The organism is Mycobacterium sp. NPDC051804 (assembly GCF_044452905.1).
Taxonomy (GTDB): Bacteria; Actinomycetota; Actinomycetes; order Mycobacteriales; family Mycobacteriaceae; genus Mycobacterium.
Map to the genome: position 1 here is coordinate 670,700 of NZ_JBITCD010000001.1, position 22,121 is coordinate 692,820.

Sequence of the window (22,121 nt, forward strand, 5' to 3'; positions counted from 1 at the left end):
GGCAGCTCGGCGATCGTGCTCGCTGCCGCCCGGTACCCTCACGCGCATGCCCGATGACGAGCCGGACGACAGCGAGCACGGTTCCGCGATTTCCGGCTATGGCATCGGCTCCGCGGTGGCCGGGGTGATCGCCATCGCCGCGGTCGTGCTCGCCGGGCTGATCTGGACGCAGCATCGCAGCGATTCCGCCGAACTGCGCTACCGCACGCAGGCCATGCAGGCGGCCGCCGACTGGACCAGCGTGCTCATCAACATGAATAAGGACACCGTCGACGCCAGCCTGGCCCAGCTGCACGAGGGCACCGTCGGCCAGCTCAACGCCGATTTCGATTCCTCGATCAAGCCGTACCGCGAACTGGTGCAGAAGCTCCAGTCCCGGACCACCGGCCAGGTCGACTCGGTCGCGATCGAGTACGTCCACAACGGGCAGGCGGGCGGGCAGGGGCCACCGCCGCCGGCCTCGTCCGACATGTCGGTGTTCGCCTCACGCACCGACACCGTGATGGTGATCGCGACATCGGTCAGTGAGAACGCGGGCAACGAGAAGCCGCAGACGGTGCGCTGGGCGCTGCGGCTCGATGTCGCCGACATCGACGGAAAACCGATGATCTCGCGGCTGGAGTCGGTCCGATGAGGACCGCATGGCGCATCGCGGCGTTCGACGTGGCGGCACCGCTGGCCGCGGTCGCCGCGCTGATCTACATCGGCATCGCGCTGGTGTGGCCGCTCTGGTGGGTGTCGGTCTGTTCGGTGCTGTGCCTGCTCGTTGTCGAGGCCGTTGTGGTCAACGTCGTGCTGGCGCGCCGGGACGGCGTCACCGTCGGCACGGATGACGACGGGCCCAGGCTCCGGCTCGCGGTGGCGGGGACCGCGGCGGTGGCGCTGGCGGCGGCGGTCGCCGTCGCCTACCTGAACTGGTCGGTGCCCGACCGCAACCTGCGCAACGACACCAAAGAAGTGGTCGACATCGCCAGCAGCGTCTCGGAGGCGTCGGCGACCTTCTCCCCGCAGAGTCCGACCGAGTCGATCGACCGGGCCACCGCGATGATGTCGTCGCAAGCCGCCGAGGAGTTCAAGAAGGAATTCGACTCGGTGGCAAAGGATTTGGCGGGCCGCAACGTCTCGGCTACGGCCACGACCGTGTCGGCGGGTGTCGAGGCGATCGGGCCGGAGGCCGCCAGCGTCGCCGTGATCCTGCAGGGGACACAGAGCTCACCGGGCAGTCCACCCGACACCGCGGTGCTGGCGTTGCGGGTCCGGCTGTCCAAGCAGGACGGCCGCTGGCTGGTCGACGACGTCTCGCCGATCCACTCGCGTTAGCCGAGAAGGCGCGCGTGGTCCACCTTCAAGCAACGGTCCATCACGACCTGCAGTCCGGCCGCGGCACCGTCGCGGGCGACGTCGTCATCCCATAGACCCTGTTGCAGCCACAGCGTTTTCGCTCCGACGGCGATCGCCTCGTCGAGCACGGAGTGCAGATGCTCGCGGCGCCGGAACACGTCGACCATGTCGGGCACCACCGGTAGGTCCGCAAGTGACGGGTACACCGTGTCGCCGCCGATTTCGTCAAGCGTCGGATTGACCAGGTACAGCTCGTAGTCGGTCGACGACTTCAGGTACTGCCAGACACCGTGGCTGGGGCGCAGCGGGTCAGCCGAAACGCCGACGATCGCCACACTTCGGGTGTCCCGCAGGATGGCCTCGATGTCCATCGGCGGCTAGTAGCTGAACGTGGTCGCGCCGTCGCCGATCCACTCCCAGAGCTGGACGGTGCCTCCGGGTTCGGCTCCTTCGACGAAGCTGTCGGAGTCGAGTTGCTTGGACTTGATGCAGATCGGGCACACGAGGTAGCGGCCGCCCGCCTTCGTGTAGCGGGCCATCAACTCTTCCAACGGCGGACAGCCGTCGCACGCGGTGCCGACGGCGACGCCGGGCACCATCAGGCGGACGGCCTCCTTGGTGAGGAACATCAGCGTCGGCCTGCCGCTTTCGGCTGCGCCGACAGCGACCAGGAATGCGACGGTGACCTTCTCGGCATCCTCGAGCCCGGTGGTGAGGCTAATGGCGGCTTTGTTGTCGCTGTTCATGAGGTCCTCCTAGAAGTTTGCGAACTCAGTGAGACGATCGGCCAGTTCTTGCGGACGGCTCAACGCCATCAGGTGTCCACCCTGCATCACGGCGACCTCCAAGCCGAGCCGTTCACGCACAACTCTGCGCTGAAAATCCAGGGGGAACAACCGGTCGTCGGAGCCTGCGATCACCCGGGTGTCCACCTCGGGCCAGGCGTCCAGCGGCCACGGCTGGTCGAACGGGGTGTCGGACTGCTGCGGCTCGGGCTGGCGGAATGCTTCTTCGCGCACCGTCTCGGGAACGTCGTGGAAGAAATCCTCGACCTCATCAAAGTCCTCGCGAGGCAGGCCGATTCGGTGGAAGTACTCGATACGAGCGGCCCGCTGCCCAGTGTTATCCCACCACTGAGCGCCCGATTCGCCCGCGGTCGGCACCATCGGATTCACCAGCACGATGAGCGCGGTCGGCACCCGTGCCGCCGCAATCGGCGCCGTGAAAGCGCCCATCGACTGGCCGACCAGCACCAGCGGGCCCGACACGTCGGCCACCGACTGCACGACGACGTCGGCGTACGTGTTCAGGTCGGCGGTGTCATCGCCGGCGGGTAGTTCGATGGGGATCACCGTGGCGCCGGTCGCCGCCAAGAGCGGCGTGACGCGGTGCCAAAACCATGCGCTGCCACCGGCTCCGGGGATCAGCGCAAAGCTCGGCAAGAGTCAGGCCTGGCCCTCGCGGCGGGTCGAACGCATCTTGGCGAACCGGTCGGAGAGCTTGCGCATGCGCACCATCAGCGACGCGGATGGACTGGTTACTCCGCGGAGATAGTCCGCGAAGTCGTTGTTCGGCACACCGATCCGCGAGGCGAACTCCTGCTGCCCCAGCCCCGACCTGTCGAGCATCGCCTGGATATGGCGCGCGACCTCGGCGCGCTCGTTGGCTTCGAGATGTTCGCGAGTTCGGTGCAACACCTCGGCGAGCGCCTTGGAAACGCCGTACGGACGGGCCGTCTGCAGGACTTCCTCGACCTGGCGCGCGGTCCGGCCGAACGGATCGCGTTTGATCGCGGCCACGATGCGTTGCCACACGGCGAGGTCGTCGGTCTCCAGCGCGGCGCGGATGGCAGCGGTGGGCCAGAACTCGACGGGCCGGTCGTCGGCCGCGGGACCGCGGGGAGGAACGGAATCGGACGTGCCGGAGGCAGGCTCGCGGCGCGGGGTGTCCCGAACGTCGGAAGTCACCGTCACCTCGCCTCCTCCAGCATCGCCACCGCCACCGACAGGCAGCGCTCCCTCACCTTGGCCCAATCGGCCTCCGCCTCCGGGCCTGACATGCGGGTGTCATGCTCGTCTGTGGGTTGTGGGTCGGCCAGTCGGCGCACCAACTGGGTGGCCACCCATTGTTTCCTCGAATCTTGTCCACAGTAGTACCGGTCCATGCCGGCCAGCACGCTTGCAGCCGTTCGAGTCTCCATCGCCTCGACCAGATCGGCAAACTCTGCGTAGTCCCGGGTGCTGTTTCGGCACATGATGAGGTAGCCCTGCAGCCGCAGCGTTTCGGCACCCGTCGGAATCTGCAGGCGATCGCCGGTCGGCAGCTGCACATTGGTGGTCTCGACCGGGCTGCGCCGCTCCATCGGTGCCCGCTCGAAACCGGACGCCGCGCTCAGCGCCTCCAGCGCGACCGACAGTCGGCCGCGCCACATCGTCACCGGATGCACCGGAAGTTCGGCGGTGAGCAGCGCCTTGCCGCCCGAGCCGTTGCGGTGCGTGCCGTTGAGCCGACCGACGCTGCGCAGCTGCTTGACGGGCGTGCAGCCGCTGAACGCCAGCGGATCGGCGACGGTAACAGCCTGGGGTGCAAGGTTTTTGAGCTTCGCCGCCGACTTGACCACCATGCGCAGCTCCGAGCCGGTCGGGCCGAGTGACGAGAGATCATCGGGGATGATGATGAGGTCGGGAAGATCGATCTTGGGTAGCGGCTTCTCGAAGTCGACCTCCGGCAGGATGCGGTCCAGCCAGCGCGGCAGCCACCAGTTCCACTCGTCGAACATCGCCATCAGCGCGGGCACCAGCACCAGTCGCACGACCGTGGCGTCCACCGCGATGGCCACCGCGCACGCGACCCCGAGCTGGGCGACCAGCGGCATGCCCGCGAACGCGAACCCGATGAACACCGCGATCATGATCAGCGCGGCGCTGGTGATCGTGCGGGCGCTGGTGCTCACGCCGTAGGCGACGGCGTCGCGGGTGTTGCCGGTCTGCAGGAACCGCTCCCGGATACGGGTCAGCAGGAAGATCTCGTAGTCCATCGACAGGCCGAACGTCATGGCCAGCACCAGCGGCGGGATCGTGCTGTCCAGCGACGAGATCGGTTCGAAGCCAAGCGGCTCCAGCCAGCCCCATTGGAAGACGGCCACCAGGCTGCCGTAGGCCGCGGCAACCGACAGCACGGTCATCAACACGCCCTTGAGCGCCAGGAACACCGACCGGATCGCTATCAACAGCATCACGAACGCGATCAGTGCGACGAACGCGAACACCAGCGGCTGCTTGGCGGAGACCTGATCATCGAAGTCCTTGATCAGGGCCGTCGGACCGCCCACGTCGATGCGGGCATCGCCCAGCCCGGGTGTCGACGGCAGTTCCGCGCGCATCCAGTCCACGGTTTCGCGGGCACCCATGTCCTCCGGGTCCACCGATAGCACCGCGGACAGCAGGGCGTGCCGGTAATCCTCGCCAAAAACCGGCGGTGCCACCGAGACGACGTTGGGACCCTGGGCGATTCGCTGCCGAATCGCGTCCAGCAACGGTTGCTTGGAAGGGGCCGACGCGGCGTTTCCGTCGGGGAAGCTCACCAAGATCCGCACCGGTCCCAGCGCGCCCGGCCCGAGTGCCTCGGCCGCGGCGTTCACGCCGCCGCGAATCTCATGGGTCGGCTCGAACTGACGCTGCATGCTGTTGCCGAGCACCATCGAGAACGCGGGTGCGGCCAGGACGAGCAGCAGTGCCGAAGCTCCGAGCGCCGCGATCCACGGCCGCCGCATCACCCAGCCCGTCCAGCGTGTCCAGAACCGCGACTGGGTGGTCTCCGGACGCCGCGACCAGTGCAGGTACGACGATCGCTTCGCCGCGGCCTTGCCGAACGTCGCGAGGACGGCGGGCGTGAGCGTCGTCGACGTCAGCACCGCGACCGCCACCGCCAATATCGCACCGGTGGCCATCGAGACCAGGACCGGCGTCTGGATCAGATAGATACCGGTCACCGAGGCGATCACCGTGAGACCGGAGAGCACCACCGCCAGACCGGAGGTCGCCATGGCCGCGTCGGCGGCCTGTTCTGGATCGCGGCCCGAGCGCAGCTCCTCGCGGAAGCGCATGAGGATGAACAACGAATAGTCGATGGCCAGGGCGATGCCGAACATCGACACCGTCGACGTCACGAACACCGACATCGTCGTGTACATCGACAGCAGATAGACCAGTCCCATGGTCACGACGACGGTGCAGATACCGAGCATCAGCGGCATCGCGGCGGCGGCCAGCGACCCGAATACGGCGAGCAAAACAATCAGGACGATCGGAAGGTTCCACTGCTCGGCCTGAGCGATGTCGTGCTTGGTGGCCTGGGTGGCCGCCGCGCCGAGCGCGCCCTGGCCGATGACGTAGAGCTTGACCTTGCCGTTCTCGATCTCGCCGGGGTCCTCGCCGTCGATTCCGACCTTCTGTCGAAGCTGTTTGGCGACGTCGACCGCGCCGGTGTTGTTGAAGTCCAGCTGCAGCGTGACGACGTACGGGCGATCGGGTTGCGGTGCCGGCTGTTGTGGATTGGGCACCACCCGGACGCTGGGCACCTCGGCCGCGGCGCGTTCCAGGAATGCGACCGCGTCGTTCATGTCCTCGAATGACGCGTCGGCGCGCGGAGCAGCCACCAACGCCAGGGGGGAGGCCCCCTGGTCGGGAAAATTGTCCTCGAGCTCGCGCTGGACCCGCAGCGACTGCGAGCCTTCGACCTCAAAACCCCCGCCGGTGAGGTGACTGGACTGGTTCAGCGCGAGATACACCGATGGCACCAGGAGAAGCAGCCATACAGCGAACACCGCCCAGCGGTATCTGCGCAGGGTGCTGCTCAAGCGCATCATGAACTGCTGGATGTCGAACTCCCCGCTTTCTCCCCGGAGTCGGTTTGCCGACGACATTCGGCTGGGCGTTGCTAGCGAGAGCGTACAACAGCGTGTGCTATAGCGAGGATCCGCAAGAATCCTGCCAGCAACGCCTTAAGCAGCTCTAACCCTCTTCTTCGGTATGCGCTCGGATCTGGTTACAGGCTGTCCGTCTGCTGTCTGTGACGTGTGTTTTCGGTCGCTGAATTCGTATGCCCCGCGGACTCGATGGCACTATGTGATCCGGCCAGTGAATGGACGAGTGGCCGGTTTTGCGGTCGGGGATCTGTTGCCGCGTATTCGCGGACGCTTTCGGATGCGCCGAAACGTTCGCAAACCGTAAGGAGTGCGTCTATGGGATCCACCACTGTTCTGCTGCGCCGGGGCCTGTTTGCCGCGTTCGCCGCCTCGGCGGTCGGCGGCGCCGCGGTGGTCGCGATGACGGTGTCGTCCTCGCCGGCGATGCCGTCGGCAACGGCCGCACCGGATCCATGCGCCGCCAGTGAAGTCGCCAGGACGATCGGATCGGTCGCCACGTCGACGGGCAACTACCTCGATACGCATCCGCAGACCAATCAGGCGTTGACGAACATCGCCAAACAACAGGCCGGGCCGGCGTCTCTCGGTGCGGTGAAGACGTATTTCGACGCGAACCCGCAAGCGGCCAAGGACATGCAGCAGCTGCAGCAGCCGCTCGCGACCCTCTCGAGCCGATGCAAGCTGCCGCTGACCGTGCCGCAGATGATGGGTCTGATGCAGGCCGCGCAGCAGTCGCCGGCAGTGTCCAGCCTGCCAGGAAGTTTGCCAGCCGCTCAGGCCAGCTCACCGGCAGCAGGCGCACCGGGCAGCGTGTCGCCAGCGCAGTCGCCGTCGGCATCGCCCGTTTCACAGGGCACCGCGTCGCTGCCCGGGGCGGCGATCGCAGGCTTGCCCTAGCCTGGGCCGACGCGCGGCTCTCGCTGGTAGGGCCGTTGAGCTGCGAATTCAGACTTTCTTAAGATTCGTTGGTCGCAAGGCAAGAAAGTCTGTGCACATTCTGATTAGCTTTTGGAGTCGGTAACCGCCCATGGTTACCTCCTTTCCACTTCCGACGAAGGAGCTTGTCCATGTTGCTCTCGGCCCGTACTGCCCGACGTGCGGTTGCTGGCGCGGTGGGCACCGGCGCGATTGCCGGTGCGATGTTCTTCGGCGCCATGCCTCTGGCGGCGGCGCAACCGGCACCTCCTCCGCCACCTCCTCCTCCGAACTGCACCGCGGCTGACCTCGCTGGCGTGGCGTCGGGTGTCTCCGCGGCCACGTCCGCCTATCTGTTCTCGCACCCGGATGTGAACTGGTTCTTCACGAGCCTCGAGGGTGTGCCGCGCGATGAGGTGCGCCAGGACGTGCAGGACTACCTCAATCAGCATCCCCAGACCAAGGCGGATCTGACCGGTATCCGCCAGCCGCTCGTCGACCTGAAGAATCGCTGCGGCGACACCAACGGCGACGGCATCGCCGACAGCTAAGTCTGCGTTCGGGTGCAACAGGAGCCATCCACGGGGGAAGGCGCCGGCCGCACCGTCTTGATGGTCGACGACGACCCGGACGTCAGAACTTCCGTTGCGCGAGGTTTGCGCCATTCGGGGTTTGACGTTCGGGTCGCTGCGACCGGCAAAGAGGCGTTGCGGCTGTTATCGAACGAATCGCATGACGCGCTGGTTCTCGACGTCCAAATGCCGGAACTCGACGGCGTCGCTGTCGTGACCGCGCTGCGCGCACTCGGAAACGAGATACCGATCTGTGTGCTTTCCGCACGGGACACCGTCAACGACCGCATCGCAGGGCTGGAAGCCGGCGCCGACGACTATCTGACGAAGCCGTTCGATCTGGGGGAGCTGGTCGCACGCCTGCACGCATTGCTGCGTCGGGCAGGCCATTCCGATCAGCCATCCGACACCATGACGGTCGGGCCGCTGACCATCGACACCGCGCGGCGGTTGGTGTTCGCCGGCGGTGAGCGGGTCAATCTGACCAAGCGGGAATTCGATCTGCTTGCCGTGCTCGCCGAGAACGCCGGTGTGGTGCTCAGCCGGCAGCGGCTGCTCGAACTCGTCTGGGGTTACGACTTCGACGTCGACACCAACGTGGCCGACGTCTTCATCTCCTACTTGCGGCGCAAACTCGAACGCGATGACCTGCCGCGCGTGATTCACACGGTGCGCGGCATCGGCTACGTATTGCGGGACGAGCCGTAGCGGGTGGCACTTCCGCGGTTTCTGCGATCCGCGTCGCTGCGCACCAGGGTGGCCGTCGCGTCGTCAGCCGCAGCGGCCGCGGTCGTCGCCGTGTTCACGATCGCGACCTCAGTGGTGCTCGCGAATAACGATGCGGCACAACTGGATCGGCGACTCGATTCGATCATCGACGCCAGTATGCGTCCAGAGCAACTACAGGACCCCCGCCGCGGGGTACTGACGACCGGCCGGTCCGAATCCACCGGGCAGGTGGTTTTCCAGCGCGGCTTCCAGTTGCCGCCCCTGCCGCCGGGCACCGACACAGTGGAAGTCAACGGGGTCGAGTATCGGGTGCGCACGCTGCCGGTCGATGAGCCCGACGGTGTCATGATGTCGATCGGTATCCGTGCCGACAGCATTCTGTTGAGCGCCTCCAGGATTCCGCTCTACGCCGCGGCGGGCCTGCTCACGGTGCTGATCGCCGCCTTGCTGGGATGGATGCTCGCGGGCCCCGCGATCCGACCGCTGCGCAAGCTGACCGAACACACCAAGCAGTTGCGCCGGGGCAGCGAGGAGATGCCCAAGGTGCGCGGTGTGCGGGAGGCCGAGGACCTCTCCGAAGCGATGTCGGCGATGCTGAACCGGTTGGCCGCCGCACAGCGGGCCACCACCAACTCGCTGCAGGCGGCCCAGGACTTCGCCGCCAACGCCGCCCACGAGTTGCGCACCCCACTCACAGCGATGCGCGCCGACCTGGACACGCTGCGGATCCACGATCTTCCCGCCGACGAGCGCGACGAGGTGGTGGCCGACCTGTCGCGGGCGCAACGACGAGTGGAGGCGATCATCACCGCGCTGGGCCAATTGGCGTCAGGTCAGTTGGCGCAGGCCGAGGATCGCGAACTCATCGACATCACCGACATGCTCGACCGGGTGGCCCGGGAGAACATGCGCCTGAGCGATGACATCGAGATCGTCGTCGAGGCGGAGGACGACCTCGGCGTCATCTGGGGTTGGCCGAGCGGCTTGCGGCTGGCCGTTGACAACTTGGTGCGCAACGCGATTCAGCACGGCCAGGCGACCCGCATCATGCTGGAGGCGCTGCGGGCGGGCGAGACGATCGTCATCATCGTGGACGACAACGGGCGCGGACTGCCTGTCGAGGAGCACAAGGCCGTGCTCGGCCGATTCTCTCGAGGTTCCACAGCGGCGCCGGGCGGTTCCGGACTCGGCTTGGCGCTCGTCGCGCAGCAGGCGGCGCTGCATCGCGGCACCATCGAGCTGTCCAACGGTCCGTTCGGCGGCTTGCGCGCGACGCTGACCGTGTCAGCGGCGGATGAGCAGAGCGGCCGCGGCGCGCCAACCGAGCAAGAGTAGGGCGGTCGAAAGTGATGCCACGACAATGAAACTCGGTGCTGTCCCGGCCGAGGTGAGCTTGCGTAGCAGCATCCCCACCACCACGGTGCACAACCACACCGCCACGCCGGTGGGTACCAGGGCGGCGGGACGATGCCAGGCCCTCGACTGGGGACCCCGCCGCAAGGCAGGGGACAGCCAGCCCGTGAGCGTGCCGACCAGAAACGGCCACGCGGTCTCGGCGATGCCGGACACGGTCAAGCCTTCGGCGTGACTACGCCTACCGATGGTGCAGAAGACGACGACGCAGACAACGTCGGTCGCGAACGCGGTCAACGCGGGACGCGTGAGCTCGTCGTCAACGATCGGCATAGGTCATCACATCCAGCTCCATCGGCATGACGTCCTTCTCGTCCCGCGCCGCAACTCCGGGCTGCAACTGTGCGGGGTCACCGCTCAGCAGGGTGTCCGCGAACGATTCGGTGACCCTGGAGTCGAGACGAAACTCGTCGAATACGAACGGTAAGCCGTTGGACCGCAATGGATCCGGTGTGCTCATGACATGGAAGTGCAGATGTGGCGCGTCGGTATTGCCGGTGTTGCCGACCGCGCCGATCACCTGGCCCGGGGTGAGCCGGTCGCCGACCTTGACCTTGACGGCTCCGGTCTTGATGTGGGCATACAGCGCATAGTTGCCGTCGCCCAGATCCTGCACGATGTGGTTGCCTGCGTACTGGTCCAGCACCAATCCGCTGGGACTCTTGCCGGGGATCTGTTCAGGCAGGCCGTCGACGGCTGCAACCACCGGACCGTCGGCGACGGCGTGGATGTCCGCGCCGAAGTACGAATAGCTTTCCAGCTTCGCCTGGTCGCCGGAGAACAGACGCCCGTCGGGTTGAAGCTGCACATAGTCGATCGCATACCGCTCTGCCGCCCACAGTGCGCCGTCAATCGGGTTGAGCGCCAAGCGGTGTGCGCTCATTCCGCAACAGCCGTCTCCATTCAGCCACTTAGGACCAGACAGCGGTGGCGCGAGCACGATCGGCTTGCGCGACTCGACCGCGGTTGGTGCGATGTCGATCGTCATGGTCGCGGGAAACAGCGGCGGTTTCGGTTCGGGCAGCGAAAGGCTGAAGGAGTGCACCAGTCGCTCCGGCACCGCCGCACCCTTGTCGAGGGCGACGTCCATCCAGATGACCGCGTTCTGAGCAGGCCCGATTTTCGTTGTCGGCGTGGTGGTTCCGACGACACGGGTCAGGTCGGCGAGCTGTTCCCCGGCCAACTCGAGCAGCGAGACATCGCGGTCCAACACGGCCAGCGAGGTGAGCGTCACCTCCTGAGCGAGCACGTTGGTGAGCTGCACCTCGTAGGCCAGGTGCACCTTGCCGTCGGTCGCGGGCACGGGGACCGGTGGGGCGAGCACGCTGCCGACCAACGGGGTGACCACCGGCGGCTGAGGACCGCGAATCGGCCCCGCGGGTCCAGCGGGGGTAGTCGGGGAGGTCGATGTCGCCGGGGAAGTCGACTCCGCTGGTGTCTCGGAAGAGGGCGAGCAACCAGCGAGCAGGAGCATCGAGGCGCCGAAAAGCGCGGCGGCAGTACGGGTTCGCATGAGCGCGGTCCACACCTTTACGAGTCGGGTTCGGCGTCGGGATCGAGTTGGGCTTCGGTGCGGAACATGAAGAAGAACACCACCCAGCCGATGGCGGCGATGAAGATCCAGCTGACCATCCGGTAGATGAGCATGGCGGAAATCGCTGAGGCCAAAGTCATTCCGCTGGACACCAGACCCGGCACCAACACGGCCTCGACGACCAGCAGCCCGCCGGGCATCAGTGGGATCGAGCCGACGGCGCGGGCGGCGACGTACGCGACGACCACACCGAGCAGCGACGGTTTTCCGCCCGCGGCAAAGCAGGCGAACAACAGCGTGCCTACCCCGGTGACCAGCGTCATCATCGACCAGATGAAGGCGACGCCGAGTTGGCGACGAGTCAGGTTGACCGATTCGAGTTGGGCGAGGGTCTCGCGCCATTTGGCCAGACCTTTGTCTGCCGGTTTGGCGCGCAGGTAGTTGACCCACGACAGGACCCGTACCCCGACACCGTCGAGCAGGTCCGGCCGCGAGGCCACGGCCTGAGCCAGCACGATCAGCATGATGAACCCGGCGAGGGTGAAGATCAGCGAGAACGGATTGTGTTTGGCGCCAAGGAAGAACGCGCTGCCGAGCCCGAGCAGCGTCAGGCTGATGACCTGCAGAGCACCCGACATCACCAGCTGCCATGACGCGATGACCGGGCTGGCACCCCACCTGCGCTGCTGGCGGTAGATGAATGTCGCCGACAGCACAGGGCCGCCGGGCAGCGTCGTGCTCAGTGAGTTGCCCGCGTAGAACGCCGCCTGCGATCGCCACTGGTGTACGGGCACCCCGGCTGAGCGCAGCAGCTTGCGCTGGATGTCACCGAAGAAGTGCATCGAGGCCATCGCGACGCCGACCGCGGCGAGCACCCACCACCAGTTCGCGGAGTACAGGCTGCGCCAGGCGTTCGCGAGCTGGTCGCGCACCAACGTCAGTTCGACGGACAGCACAACGACGGCCACGGCGATGATCGCCCACCGCAGCCACCAGTACTTGCCGCGCGCGGGGCGGTCCTGACCGCGAGACTCACGCGCCGGCGCGTCGTGCGACACGCCCTACAGGGTAAAGCGTGAGGTGGCCGTTTCCCGAGATACCCGGTCTGGGCGGGGCGGGCCGTTACGCTGACGGGATGTCCGCGGGTCTTTCTGACGCAGACCAGGCGGTGAGCCCGCTGGTACGCAAGGCCGCGGCCTGGTCGTGGCGGCTGCTCGTCATCGGCATCGCCGTGTTCGCGGTGCTCTGGGTGGTCAAGCGGCTTGAGCTGATCGTCGTCCCGGTCGCCTTGGCGACGATGATCGCCGCGCTGCTCCTTCCCGCGGTGGACTTTTTCGATCGCATCGGTGTCCCGCGTGGGCTCGCGGTCGCGCTGATGCTGCTGTCCGGCTTCGCGGTCGTCGGCGGCATCCTCACATTCGTCATCAGTCAATTCATCGAGGGTGTGCCCGCCCTGGCTGAGCAGGTCGGTCATAGCATCGAGGGCCTCGGAAATTGGTTGGCCAACAGCCCACTTCACGTCGGCAACGAGCAAATCGAGCAGGTGCGCGAGAGTGCGCTGGAAGCGCTGCGCAACAACCAGGAGAAGGTGACCAGCGGCGCGCTGTCGACGGCGAGCACCCTCACCGAGATCGTCACCGGCGCGCTGCTCGTGCTCTTCACTCTCATCTTCCTGCTGCACGGCGGTCGCAACATCTTCGGCTTCGTCACCAAGATCTTTCCCGAGAACGTGCAGCCGCGTGTCCGTGACGCCGGCCGCGCCGGGTTCCGCTCCCTGATCGGCTACGTGCGCGCGACGTTCCTGGTGGCGCTTGTCGACGCCGTCGGCATCGGCACCGGCCTGGCCATCATGGGTGTGCCATTGGCACTTCCGTTGGCGTCGTTGGTGTTTCTCGGCGCGTTCATCCCGCTCGTCGGTGCGGTGGTCGCCGGCTTCCTCGCCGTCGTCGTCGCGCTGATCGCCAAGGGCGTCATCTACGCGTTGATCACCCTCGGCCTGATCATCGCCGTGCAGCAGCTCGAGGGTCACGTGTTGCAGCCGCTGGTGATGGGGCGCGCGGTGTCGATCCATCCGCTGGCCGTCGTCCTCGCGATCGCGGCAGGCGGTGTGATGGCGGGCATCGTCGGCGCACTACTCGCGGTGCCTGCGGTGGCGTTCCTCAACAGCGCGACGAGGGTGCTGCTCGCCAGAGATCCGGCGGCTGAGGAGGCCGCGCAGGCCGACGGGGACGAACCCGTCATCGAGGCCACCGCGGATGACGTCGGGCCCCGCGACAAGGACGCCGAGAAAAACTAGAGCTCTACACACGGGGCTTGTCGCCGCACGTGTGCAGAATCCGGCCATGGACCAACCCTTCCTGGGCAGCGAAGCAATGGCGGACGGGGTACTGACGCGCTACCGACTGAGACGAGACTTCGTTGCGCTTCACAAGGACGTATACCTGGCCAGGAACAGACCGCTTACACCCGTTATCCGGGCCAAGGCAGCGTGGCTGCGGTCCAGACGGCGCGGTGTGCTGGCGGGGTTGTCGGCGTCGGCTCTGCACGGCGCACGCTGGGTAGACAACCGCCTCCCCGCTGCGATCATCGACACCAACCGCAGACCTGGCACGGGCGTCACCGCGTGGGCCGACTGCATCGAGGACGACGAGATCTGTCTCATCGGCGGCATGAGAGTGACGACTCCTGCGAGAACTGCGCTCGACCTCGCGTGCCGATATTCGGTCGACTCGGCGGTCGCCGCGATCGACGCGCTCGCCCGAGCGACCCGTCTGAAGATGGCCGACGTGGAGTTGTTGGCCGACCGGTATCGCGGCCGCCGCGGTATCCCGAACGCACGCAAGACTCTGGAACTCGTCGACGCAGGCGCGGAATCGCCGCGCGAGACGTGGCTGCGCCTGATTTTCATTCGCAACCAATTCCCAAGGCCGACAACACAAATACCCGTCTACGACGAGTACGGCACACTGGTTGCAGAACTCGATATGGATGGGAAGACATCAAAGTGGCGGCCGAGTACGAGGGCGACCAGCACAGGACCGACCCGGAGACATTCAACAAGGGCATCAGACGGCACGACGATGTCACCGAACTCGGTTGGCTGGTCGTACGCGTGACCAAACGGGACACCGAAGGCGCTGTCATCGGCCGAGTCGCAGCCGCCTTCGCGCGTCGCGGTGTGTAACCGCATGGCGAGAAGTCGGCCGAAATCGCGCCATGAGGTTACAGACGCCGAGAAAAACTAGATTCGGCCTTCGCGGCGCAGCAGATCGGCGGCGCTGACGCCGCCGCCGGCACCGCGCCGCTGGGGCTGATCCTTCTGAGCGTTGAGCTTCTCGGTCGCGGTGTCTGAATCCTCGGCCCGCTGAGCGGGGATCGCCGTCGTCGCGGCGTCGTCGGACGGCTCCTGCGATGGCCGCGGTTGTCCCCGGTCGTCGGCCTGAGCACCCGCCGGCATCTTGCGGGTGGATGCGGTCGACGGCCGTCCGCCACCTTCGGTTGCAGGCCTGCGGCTCGGCGCGGGCTGACCCGAGGGTGCGCCGGTACCGCGCAATTCGCCCAGCCACGACTCGATCTCACGCTCTTCGCGCGGACGCGGAGGCGTGGGTCCGGCGGCTGCCCGCGTGGCAGCCGCGGCGTTGCTCACAGCGTTGCGCACCGCGTTCCGCGCGGTCGACAGCCGCGTGGTCTGCGGTTCGTCGACGGGCGGGCGGCCGGTCGGCATGCGGGTGGTCCCCGTGCTCGACGGGGCGTTCGTCCGGGGTGGCGCTGCGGCCCGCACGGGTGCCCCTGGACGCGACGCGCCCTCGGCCGCAGGATGCGTCGGATCGTGTGGCGGGCGGGGACGCGCGGCCGGGACGGGAGCGCCCGCACCGACCAGGGCCTCGGGGTTCTCGGCGGCCTCACGTACCGCGGGTCGCTTGCGTTCGTCGGGCAGCTCGGTCTCGCCGAGGCCGAGTCGTTCCTGGATCCGTTTCATCCAGCGCGGCGCCCACCAGCAGTCGTCGCCGAGCAGCTTCATGATCGCGGGCACCAGGAACATACGGACGATGGTGGCGTCCAGCAGCAGCGCGATCAGCAGACCGAACGCGAGGTACTTCATCATCACCAGGTCGGAGAACACGAACGCTCCCGCGACGACCGCGAGAACCAGTGCGGCACCGGTGATGAGCCGGCCCGTGGTGGCCGTACCGATGCGGATCGCCTCTGCGGTGGACATGCCGCGTTCGCGGGCCTCCACCATGCGGGACACCAGGAATACCTCGTAGTCGGTGGACAGACCCCAGATCACCGCGATGATCAGACCGATCATCGGGGCCATCAGCGGCTGCGGTGTGTAGTTCATCAGGCCGGAGCCGTGGCCGTCGACGAACATCCACGTCAGCACGCCCATGGTCGAGCCGAGCGTGAGCGCGCTCATCACCGCGGCCTTGATGGGCAACACCACCGAACCGAATGCCAGGAACATCAGGATGGTCGTGGTGACGATGAGGATGAACACCATCAGCGGCAGCTTGTCGAACAACGCGTGGATGCTGTCCTGCTCCAGCGCCGGAGTACCGCCGACGGAGATCGTGAGTCCGCGCGGCGGTGAGATCGAGCGAAGCTCATCCACCTTCTTCGCGGCGTCGTTGCGGTCAATCAGGCCGTTCTGGATGACGCGGACCGACGGATCGGTCGACTCGCCGCCGCGGGCCTGCCACATCTTCGAGGGGTCACCGTCGGGCTCGATGAAGCCGGGGACCGTCATGGCCTTGCTGCGAATCTCCGCGACCTGTTGGTCGGTGACCGGCTGACCGTCGGTGTTCTGGATCACCAGCGTCAGGGGTTCGGTGCGGAAGCCAGGGAAGGTCTTGTCGAAGTTCTCCTGCGCCGAGCGGACCGAGTTGTCGGGTGGGAGGTACTTCTCGCTGATGCCACCGAGCGCCAGCTGTCCCAGCGGGATGACGAGCACGATCATGGCGATCGCGATGGGTGCGGCGAAGGCGACGGGCCGCTTCATCACGACGTTGACGAGCTTGCCCCAGAAGCCTTTCTCGACCTCGGCGCGCGTCTTGGTCTTCTGGGTCTTCTCGGCGAGCCAGTTCAGCCACCACACGATCGGGGTGCGGGCCAACGGGACGTAGCGCGCGAGCACGACACCGGCGACGACCACGGCGACGAAGATGACGATGCCCATCATCACCCAGTAGAGCGCGGTCCCCAGGGTGTCCTTCGACGCGGAGATGGCGTACGCAAGGCCACCCAGCAGGGTGATGTAACCGAGGGTCAGACCGATCAGCGCGAACTGCGCGCCCTGCTCCCCGGTCTCCCTGATGCGTTTACGCGCGATGTGCCCGAGCGCGATGCCCACCGGCGGCACCAGCAGACCCGTCGGGATCGACGCGATCGCGAGCGAGTTGGTGCGGGGGTTGCCCGGATCAGACCTGACGGTGTCCGGCGCGGCGAACTTCAGCAGCCAGCGCACACCGAGGGCGTCGACGCGCGAACCGAGGATGGCGAGGGCGGCCGGCAGCACGGTGATCGACAGGATCGCCGCGAGCATGACCGACGCGATGATCGCGTAGGTGATCGACTTCAGGAAGCCCTGCGGGAACAGCAGCAGTGGCACCGAGGACGCCACGAGGATGACAGCGGAGAACATGATGGTGCGGCCCGAGGTCATCACGGAGCGGCGCACCGCGGCCTCGGTGTCGTAGCCCTCGGCGATCTCCTCACGGAAGCGGCTCACCATGAAGAGGCCGTAGTCGACCGCGATACCGAGACCCATGAGCGTGACGACTGGTTGGGCGAAGAAGTGCACCGGCATGATCTCGGCGAGCAGGCGCATGATGCCCAGTGCGCCCGCGATGGTCAGGCCACCGATGACGCCAGGCAGTGCAGCCGCGATCACACCGCCGAACACGAAGAAGAGCACGACGCAGACCAGGGGGATCGCGGCCACCTCGGCGCGCTTCTGATCCTCGCCGATGGTGCCGGTGAGCTCGCTGGCCAGCGGTTGCAGGCCGGCGAGCTGAATATTGCCGTCGTTGACCTTCCTCAGGTCGGGCTCTATCGCCTGATAGTTCTTCAGGATCGTGTCGTCGTCGTCGCCCTTGAGCGGGACGCTGATGAACGTCGTCGACATGTCCGACGTCTTCATCTGTTGGACCGTCGGGTCCTCGCTGTTGGGCGCGCGGAGCCAGCCGACCCAGCCGACCATCTTGTCCTCGTGATCGGCCACGAGTTGGTTGAGCTCGTCGGTGACCTTCTTCATCCACTCGGGGTCGTCGACCTTCTTGCCGTCGGGCGGCGTGAGGATCGCCACCACGTGGCTCGTTCGGTCACGTCCGTACGCTTCGTCGGCGGTCACCGACGCATGGACCGACTGGCTGCCTTCGTCATAGAAGCCGCTCTGGGTGACGTTGTCTCCCAGGCTGATGCCGAAGACGCCGCCACCGAGGCACAGTGCAATCATGACGCCGATGACGGAGTACCGGAACCGGTACACCATCCGACCCCACCAGGCGAACACCTAAGCTCCTAACATTCACAAATCTTCAAGGCGCGACTCCGCGCAGTTCAGTTGTTTACGCGCGAGGTCAATAGCGACGACAGCGGCCGGAACGGCTGCAGCCAAGCTCCCTGTTCGGGCAGCGAATCAAGGCCGATTCGCGGCAATGGCTCCCGGAAAACACCAGGAATGTCCTCCAGGTCGACGAACACCAAGGTATCCGACGCTAGCGCCCAGCTCGCATGTTCGCGAAATCCAAGCACCTGGACAGGTACGCCTTCGCGAGCGATTTCCTCCAACGGCTGTTTGAACGCCTGACCGTCGGCCGAGGCCACCAGCACACCGGCCAGGCCTTCACTCCTGCGGAGCGCGATGTGGTTGAGCATGTCGATGTCGACATCACTGTCCTCATCGATTTTCGGTTTTGCGAACACCGCGAAACCGACGTTACGCAATGCTTCCACCCAAGGTCGCACCACATCGGCGCTACCAGGGGCGATGTTCGTGAAAACGGTCGCCTCGGGCTCGAGCGAGACGTCTGGACGGGACGCCGAGAGTTCGGCGGTGCGGGACAGCAGCCAGCGGCCTAGCGCATCGAATCGCGGCCGGTGCGCCGCGGTCGGCCGCCCGCCGAGAATCGAACCGAGGCCCATGTCCAGGTTGGGTGCGTCCCAGACCAGCAGCACTCGGCCGGTCGCGGCCGGTGTGTCGGACACCTCAGATATCCGCGTCATGTCTTCGGTGAGGCTCATTGGGCCTTCTCCCAGAGCAGTTCGGTCACGACGGGGCCCGCGAGAGCCTTGGCCTCGTACTTCGTGACCGGCCGGTCGGCCGACACAGGCAGGACGTCGTCGGTGCTCACGCGGCGCAACCTCGGCTCAGCGTCACCCACTTCGGCGATGTGCTCGGCGTAACCCATGTGGTCCGTCGCGGCGTGCAGCACGCCGCCGGGCCGCAGCCGGTCGGCGATCAACGCCATGGTCGCGGGCTGCAGCAGCCGGCGCTTGTGGTGGCGCGCCTTGGGCCACGGGTCGGGGAAGAAGACACGGACCCCGGTCAGCGAGTCGGGCTCGAACATGTGTTGCAGGACGTCGACGCCGTCCCCGCGGACCAGGCGAATATTGCGGACGTTCTCGCGATCGATGGCTGACAACAGCTGCGCCAGCCCGCGGCGGTAGACCTCGACGGCGACCACATCGATGTCCGGCTCGGCCTGGGCCATCGCCAGCGTCGAGGTGCCCGCTCCGCAACCGATCTCGACAACGATCGGCGCCGTGCGCCCGAACCACGTCTCGGTATCCAGCAGGGGGGCGGGACCGTCGCCATCGCGGGCGTGCATGCCGATCTCCGGCCAGAGCCGATCCCACGTGGCCTGCTGTGCGCCGCTCAGCGTGGTGCGGCGGGTTCTGAAGCTGGTCACCCGGGGATGCAGATGTGATGGAGGTGGCGCCCCGACTTCCGCCGGCTGAGCCGGCAGTTCGGCGGAGGCCGGCTGAGCCGGCAATCCGGCACCAGCGCTACCCGAAAGCATCCGTCCATGGTCGCTCATCAACGGTGGAGTACCCGCATCGTGGTACAGATTGATACCCAACAGTTGCCTTTTGCTGCTAGCCGCTCCCGGTTTACTCCCAACAGCCCCAACAAGCGCTCGCGACGTGCCCGCGGAGGTGCCAACATCGTGGGTGGGGAACGGACCACTGACCGTGGTCTCGCGTGGGGACCATGGAGGCCGCCAGATTTTTGTCGACGTCGTGACGCAATTCGCTGAGCAGAGCCGCAACCCGCGGTTGTCGCCGATCATTCGACGGGCTAGCGCGCCGGTGCGCGTTGCCGTGTGTGGTCGCCCCGGTGTCGGGCGGACCACAGTGGCAGCTGCGCTGGCTGACGCGGGCTTTGTGTTGACAGGTGACGACGCGACGGCGGACATCGCGGTGCTCGTCATCGCCGAGACCCTCAAGCCCGAGGACCAGGCCGCGGCGAACCGGTCCGACCGGCCGACACTGGTCATCCTGAACAAGGCGGATCTGAGTGCGTTCGGTGGTGGCGGGCCGATGGCGGCCGCGCAGCGTCACGCGGCGGCCATCCGCGCGCTGACGGTTGCGCCCGTCGTGCCGATCGTCGGCCTGCTCGCGACCGTCGTGCTGGACGACGAGTTGATGGCCGCACTCCGGGCATTGGTGCACGCGCCCGCGGACCTCAGCTCGATCGACGCCTTCGTACACTCCGACCATCCCCTGCCTGGGGAGATACGACGGCGCCTGCTCGACGCGCTGGACCGGTTCGGCGTTGCGCATGCGGTGCTAGCGGTCGAGGACGGCGCCGACGCCGCGGCGGTGCGGGCACTCTTGCGCCGCACCAGCCGGATCGACGAGGCTGTCGCGCAGCTGACGGCGGTTTGCGCGCCGATCCGGTACCGGCGGATGCGCGTGGCGATGGGCGAATTACGCTCGCTCGCAATGCGATCCGATGATCAACAGCTTGCGGATTTCCTTGTCGCTGATGACACGGTGCTGGCCGTGATGGATGCCGCCGTCGACGTGGTCGAGGCCGACGGTATGCCCGTCGACCGGGGCGACGGCCCGGCGGCGCATCGCAGGCGCGCCGTGTACTGGGGGCGTTACGGCCGCGGGCCGGTCAACGCAATGCACCAGAGTTGCTCGGTGGATATCTGCCGGGGTTCGCTGCGACTGCTCGGGCGGTCCCGGTGACCAGTGAGAGCACCTCGGCAAAGGTCGGCGAGCGGACCGACCCGGTCGCCGCGGCCGACGCCGTGGTGGCCGCGATCGAACCGGGTCTGACATCACCGGGTGTACAGGGTCGCGACGTCGTGCTGGTGGTGGGTCCGTGGCTGGCCGGCACCACCAGCCTGATCGAGGCATTGCGCGAGCGCTTGTCTGAGCACACTTTCGTCGAGTCCGAAGAACTGCACCCGGGTCATGCTCCTGCGGCGGTGGTGTTCACCGTGTCCGCCATGGCGCCGATGACGGAATCGGATTGTGCGCTCATCGATTCGGCGAGCAGACACACCGACCTGGTGATCGGCGTGGTGTCGAAGATCGACACGCACCGCAATTGGCGCGAGGTTCTTGCCGCGGACCGCGCGCTGCTGACGCAGCGGGCGCCGCACTACGCGCACGTGCAGTGGGTGGGCGCCGCGGCCGCGCCCGATCTGGGCGCGCCGCGCGTCGACGAGCTCGTCGGCCTGCTGCGGCAACGGCTGTCAGATCCCGACGTGGCACGCCGAAATCGCCTGCGTGCGTGGGAGACCCGGATACTCGGCGCCATCGCGCAATACCAGGCCGACGGCGACGGCACCGACCGCCGAGCTCGGGTGAGCGCACTGCACTCCAAGCGCGACGACATCCTGAGCCGCCGACGGCTGTCGAAGACCGAGCGCACGATCGCGCTGCGCAGCCACCTGCAGCAGGCCCGTGTTCAGCTCGGGCACTTCGCGCGTAACCGCGCCACGTCCGTGCGCAGTGAACTGGCCGAGGATGCCGCACAGCTGACACGCCTGAAGATCGGCACCTTCGAGGCGCGCGTGCGGACCCGCCTGGGTGAGGTCGTCGAGGAGGTCGAGGAGGGCATCACCGATCAGCTCGCGGATGTGGCGACCCAGTCGGACCTGCCCGCGCCCCCGGCGGCCGCACCGCCGTCGACGCCGCAGATCTCCGCGCCGCCGCTGAAGTCACGTCGGCAGGAAACTCAGCTGACGATGATTCTCGGTGCCGGATTCGGCCTCGGGGTGGCACTCGTGGTGACGCGGCTGTTCGCCGGCCTCGCCCCGGGTATGACCGTCGCGGGCCTGGTCGTGGGCGGCATCGTCGGGCTGGTGCTGACGGTGTGGGTGGTGGGCATTCGCGGACTGCTCCACGACCGCGGGGTGCTCGATCGCTGGATCTCCGAGGCCGTCAACGTGTTGCGGTCCGCGGTGGAGGAACGAGTTGCCACCAGGGTTCTCGTCGCCGAGACCGCGCTCACCTCAGAACTCTCCCACCGCGACGAGGTGGAGGGCGCCACCGCTGCGGCGCGGATCGCCGAGATCGACGCCGAATTGCGGGACCACGCGATGCAGACGGCGAAGGCGGCGAAGGTCAGGGATCGCCGAATGCCCCCGCTGTTGGCCGCGATCGACGCCGTCCGAACGGAGTTATACGGAAAGAACACTGCTTAGCTGAATCGATACACCGCCCATAT

The 22,121-nt window shown here is 66.9% G+C and carries 20 protein-coding genes and 1 pseudogene; 10 read left to right on the top strand and 11 right to left on the bottom strand.

Translation table 11 applies throughout. The annotated features are described in order from the left end of the window. The first annotated feature begins 46 nt into the window (after nucleotides 1-46). Together ACIA48_RS03355 and ACIA48_RS03360 are read left to right on the top strand one after the other, a co-directional pair. A complete protein-coding gene (locus ACIA48_RS03355; RefSeq protein WP_396727588.1) occupies nucleotides 47-634 on the top strand; it encodes a hypothetical protein in 588 nt (195 codons plus the stop codon). Next, entirely contained in the window at nucleotides 631-1,320 is a 690-nt protein-coding gene (locus tag ACIA48_RS03360) for a hypothetical protein (protein ID WP_396727590.1), read from the top strand. The genes ACIA48_RS03355 and ACIA48_RS03360 overlap by 4 nt, the downstream gene beginning before the upstream one ends. Here ACIA48_RS03360 and ACIA48_RS03365 read toward each other — a convergent pair. From ACIA48_RS03365 to ACIA48_RS03385, 5 genes are read right to left on the bottom strand one after another with little or no spacing between them, the layout of a single operon-like run. Beyond that, nucleotides 1,317-1,712 carry a CoA-binding protein gene (locus tag ACIA48_RS03365; RefSeq protein WP_396727592.1) on the bottom strand — a complete coding sequence of 132 codons (396 nt, stop codon included), beginning with the start codon at nucleotides 1,710-1,712 and terminating at the stop codon, nucleotides 1,317-1,319. The genes ACIA48_RS03360 and ACIA48_RS03365 overlap by 4 nt on opposite strands. A gap of 6 nt (nucleotides 1,713-1,718) precedes the next feature. Next, nucleotides 1,719-2,087 carry a DsrE family protein gene (locus ACIA48_RS03370; RefSeq protein WP_396727594.1) on the bottom strand — a complete coding sequence of 123 codons (369 nt, stop codon included), beginning with the start codon at nucleotides 2,085-2,087 and terminating at the stop codon, nucleotides 1,719-1,721. Nucleotides 2,088-2,096: 9 nt separating this feature from the next. Next, on the bottom strand, nucleotides 2,097-2,783 hold the full coding sequence (locus ACIA48_RS03375; RefSeq protein WP_396727596.1) for an alpha/beta fold hydrolase: 687 nt from the start codon (nucleotides 2,781-2,783) through the stop codon (nucleotides 2,097-2,099). Between the two features lie 3 nt (nucleotides 2,784-2,786). After that, complete coding sequence (locus ACIA48_RS03380) at nucleotides 2,787-3,314, bottom strand: helix-turn-helix domain-containing protein (RefSeq protein ID WP_396727598.1); 528 nt, start codon at nucleotides 3,312-3,314, stop codon at nucleotides 2,787-2,789. Beyond that, the gene (locus ACIA48_RS03385) at nucleotides 3,311-6,208 is read right to left on the bottom strand and encodes an MMPL family transporter (RefSeq protein WP_396728485.1); all 2,898 of its coding nucleotides are present in this window, start codon (nucleotides 6,206-6,208) and stop codon (nucleotides 3,311-3,313) included. The genes ACIA48_RS03380 and ACIA48_RS03385 overlap by 4 nt, the downstream gene beginning before the upstream one ends. Nucleotides 6,209-6,583: 375 nt before the next feature. Between ACIA48_RS03385 and ACIA48_RS03390 the strand changes: the two genes are divergently transcribed. The 4 genes from ACIA48_RS03390 to ACIA48_RS03405 all read left to right on the top strand — a co-directional run bounded on the left by ACIA48_RS03390 (nucleotide 6,584) and on the right by ACIA48_RS03405 (nucleotide 9,819). Next, nucleotides 6,584-7,165, top strand: coding sequence for a hemophore (locus ACIA48_RS03390; protein WP_396727600.1), 582 nt, complete (start codon nucleotides 6,584-6,586; stop codon nucleotides 7,163-7,165). Nucleotides 7,166-7,335: 170 nt separating this feature from the next. After that, a complete protein-coding gene (locus tag ACIA48_RS03395; protein WP_396727602.1) occupies nucleotides 7,336-7,734 on the top strand; it encodes a heme-binding protein in 399 nt (132 codons plus the stop codon). 60 nt (nucleotides 7,735-7,794) lie between these two features. After that, the gene (locus ACIA48_RS03400) at nucleotides 7,795-8,463 is read left to right on the top strand and encodes a response regulator transcription factor (RefSeq protein WP_396728487.1); all 669 of its coding nucleotides are present in this window, start codon (nucleotides 7,795-7,797) and stop codon (nucleotides 8,461-8,463) included. 3 nt (nucleotides 8,464-8,466) lie between these two features. Then, the gene (locus tag ACIA48_RS03405) at nucleotides 8,467-9,819 is read left to right on the top strand and encodes a sensor histidine kinase (protein WP_396727604.1); all 1,353 of its coding nucleotides are present in this window, start codon (nucleotides 8,467-8,469) and stop codon (nucleotides 9,817-9,819) included. Here the strand turns inward: ACIA48_RS03405 and ACIA48_RS03410 are convergent. Genes ACIA48_RS03410 through ACIA48_RS03420 form a run of 3 tightly spaced genes read right to left on the bottom strand, consistent with a single transcriptional unit; the run spans nucleotide 9,769 to nucleotide 12,489 of the window. Beyond that, nucleotides 9,769-10,170, bottom strand: coding sequence for a DUF3054 domain-containing protein (locus tag ACIA48_RS03410; protein ID WP_396727606.1), 402 nt, complete (start codon nucleotides 10,168-10,170; stop codon nucleotides 9,769-9,771). The two genes, ACIA48_RS03405 and ACIA48_RS03410, sit on opposite strands and share 51 nt — an antisense overlap. Further along, entirely contained in the window at nucleotides 10,157-11,410 is a 1,254-nt protein-coding gene (locus ACIA48_RS03415; protein WP_396727608.1) for a peptidoglycan DD-metalloendopeptidase family protein, read from the bottom strand. Before ACIA48_RS03415 ends, ACIA48_RS03410 begins: the two co-directional genes overlap by 14 nt. 17 nt (nucleotides 11,411-11,427) lie before the next feature. After that, nucleotides 11,428-12,489, bottom strand: coding sequence for a YbhN family protein (locus tag ACIA48_RS03420; RefSeq protein ID WP_396727610.1), 1,062 nt, complete (start codon nucleotides 12,487-12,489; stop codon nucleotides 11,428-11,430). Nucleotides 12,490-12,566: 77 nt separating this feature from the next. On the opposite strand from ACIA48_RS03420, the gene ACIA48_RS03425 reads away from it, so the two are divergent. Together ACIA48_RS03425 and ACIA48_RS03430 are read left to right on the top strand one after the other, a co-directional pair. After that, complete coding sequence (locus ACIA48_RS03425; RefSeq protein WP_396727612.1) at nucleotides 12,567-13,727, top strand: AI-2E family transporter; 1,161 nt, start codon at nucleotides 12,567-12,569, stop codon at nucleotides 13,725-13,727. A 46-nt stretch (nucleotides 13,728-13,773) separates the two neighbouring features. Beyond that, nucleotides 13,774-14,615: pseudogene (locus tag ACIA48_RS03430) on the top strand (hypothetical protein). Between the two features lie 57 nt (nucleotides 14,616-14,672). On the opposite strand, the gene ACIA48_RS03435 reads toward ACIA48_RS03430, so the two are convergent. The 3 genes from ACIA48_RS03435 to trmB are packed head-to-tail and all read right to left on the bottom strand — an operon-like array spanning nucleotide 14,673 to nucleotide 19,473. Beyond that, a complete protein-coding gene (locus ACIA48_RS03435) occupies nucleotides 14,673-17,945 on the bottom strand; it encodes an MMPL family transporter (protein WP_396727614.1) in 3,273 nt (1,090 codons plus the stop codon). A 47-nt stretch (nucleotides 17,946-17,992) separates the two neighbouring features. Then, the gene (locus ACIA48_RS03440) at nucleotides 17,993-18,676 is read right to left on the bottom strand and encodes an NYN domain-containing protein (protein WP_396727616.1); all 684 of its coding nucleotides are present in this window, start codon (nucleotides 18,674-18,676) and stop codon (nucleotides 17,993-17,995) included. Next, on the bottom strand, nucleotides 18,673-19,473 hold the full coding sequence (gene trmB / locus ACIA48_RS03445; protein ID WP_396727618.1) for a tRNA (guanosine(46)-N7)-methyltransferase TrmB: 801 nt from the start codon (nucleotides 19,471-19,473) through the stop codon (nucleotides 18,673-18,675). Before trmB ends, ACIA48_RS03440 begins: the two co-directional genes overlap by 4 nt. A 202-nt stretch (nucleotides 19,474-19,675) precedes the next feature. Here trmB and ACIA48_RS03450 point away from each other — a divergent pair, with 202 nt between their 5' ends. Beyond that, the gene (locus tag ACIA48_RS03450) at nucleotides 19,676-20,632 is read left to right on the top strand and encodes a hypothetical protein (RefSeq protein ID WP_396727620.1); all 957 of its coding nucleotides are present in this window, start codon (nucleotides 19,676-19,678) and stop codon (nucleotides 20,630-20,632) included. Beyond that, nucleotides 20,629-22,098, top strand: a complete 1,470-nt coding sequence (locus ACIA48_RS03455; protein ID WP_396727622.1) for a hypothetical protein — start codon at nucleotides 20,629-20,631, stop codon at nucleotides 22,096-22,098. Before ACIA48_RS03450 ends, ACIA48_RS03455 begins: the two co-directional genes overlap by 4 nt. Nucleotides 22,099-22,121: the final 23 nt, after the last annotated feature.

Bases quoted from the DNA above. Each gene is read 5' to 3' on its own strand.
- ACIA48_RS03355 (WP_396727588.1), top strand. From the start codon at position 47: ATGCCCGATGACGAGCCGGACGACAGCGAGCACGGTTCCGCGATTTCC.
- ACIA48_RS03360 (WP_396727590.1), top strand. From the start codon at position 631: ATGAGGACCGCATGGCGCATCGCGGCGTTCGACGTGGCGGCACCGCTG.
- ACIA48_RS03365 (WP_396727592.1), bottom strand. From the start codon at position 1,712: ATGGACATCGAGGCCATCCTGCGGGACACCCGAAGTGTGGCGATCGTC.
- ACIA48_RS03370 (WP_396727594.1), bottom strand. From the start codon at position 2,087: ATGAACAGCGACAACAAAGCCGCCATTAGCCTCACCACCGGGCTCGAG.
- ACIA48_RS03385 (WP_396728485.1), bottom strand. From the start codon at position 6,208: ATGATGCGCTTGAGCAGCACCCTGCGCAGATACCGCTGGGCGGTGTTC.
- ACIA48_RS03390 (WP_396727600.1), top strand. From the start codon at position 6,584: ATGGGATCCACCACTGTTCTGCTGCGCCGGGGCCTGTTTGCCGCGTTC.
- ACIA48_RS03395 (WP_396727602.1), top strand. From the start codon at position 7,336: ATGTTGCTCTCGGCCCGTACTGCCCGACGTGCGGTTGCTGGCGCGGTG.
- ACIA48_RS03400 (WP_396728487.1), top strand. From the start codon at position 7,795: ATGGTCGACGACGACCCGGACGTCAGAACTTCCGTTGCGCGAGGTTTG.
- ACIA48_RS03410 (WP_396727606.1), bottom strand. From the start codon at position 10,170: ATGCCGATCGTTGACGACGAGCTCACGCGTCCCGCGTTGACCGCGTTC.
- ACIA48_RS03415 (WP_396727608.1), bottom strand. From the start codon at position 11,410: ATGCGAACCCGTACTGCCGCCGCGCTTTTCGGCGCCTCGATGCTCCTG.
- ACIA48_RS03425 (WP_396727612.1), top strand. From the start codon at position 12,567: ATGTCCGCGGGTCTTTCTGACGCAGACCAGGCGGTGAGCCCGCTGGTA.
- ACIA48_RS03440 (WP_396727616.1), bottom strand. From the start codon at position 18,676: ATGAGCCTCACCGAAGACATGACGCGGATATCTGAGGTGTCCGACACA.
- trmB (WP_396727618.1), bottom strand. From the start codon at position 19,473: ATGAGCGACCATGGACGGATGCTTTCGGGTAGCGCTGGTGCCGGATTG.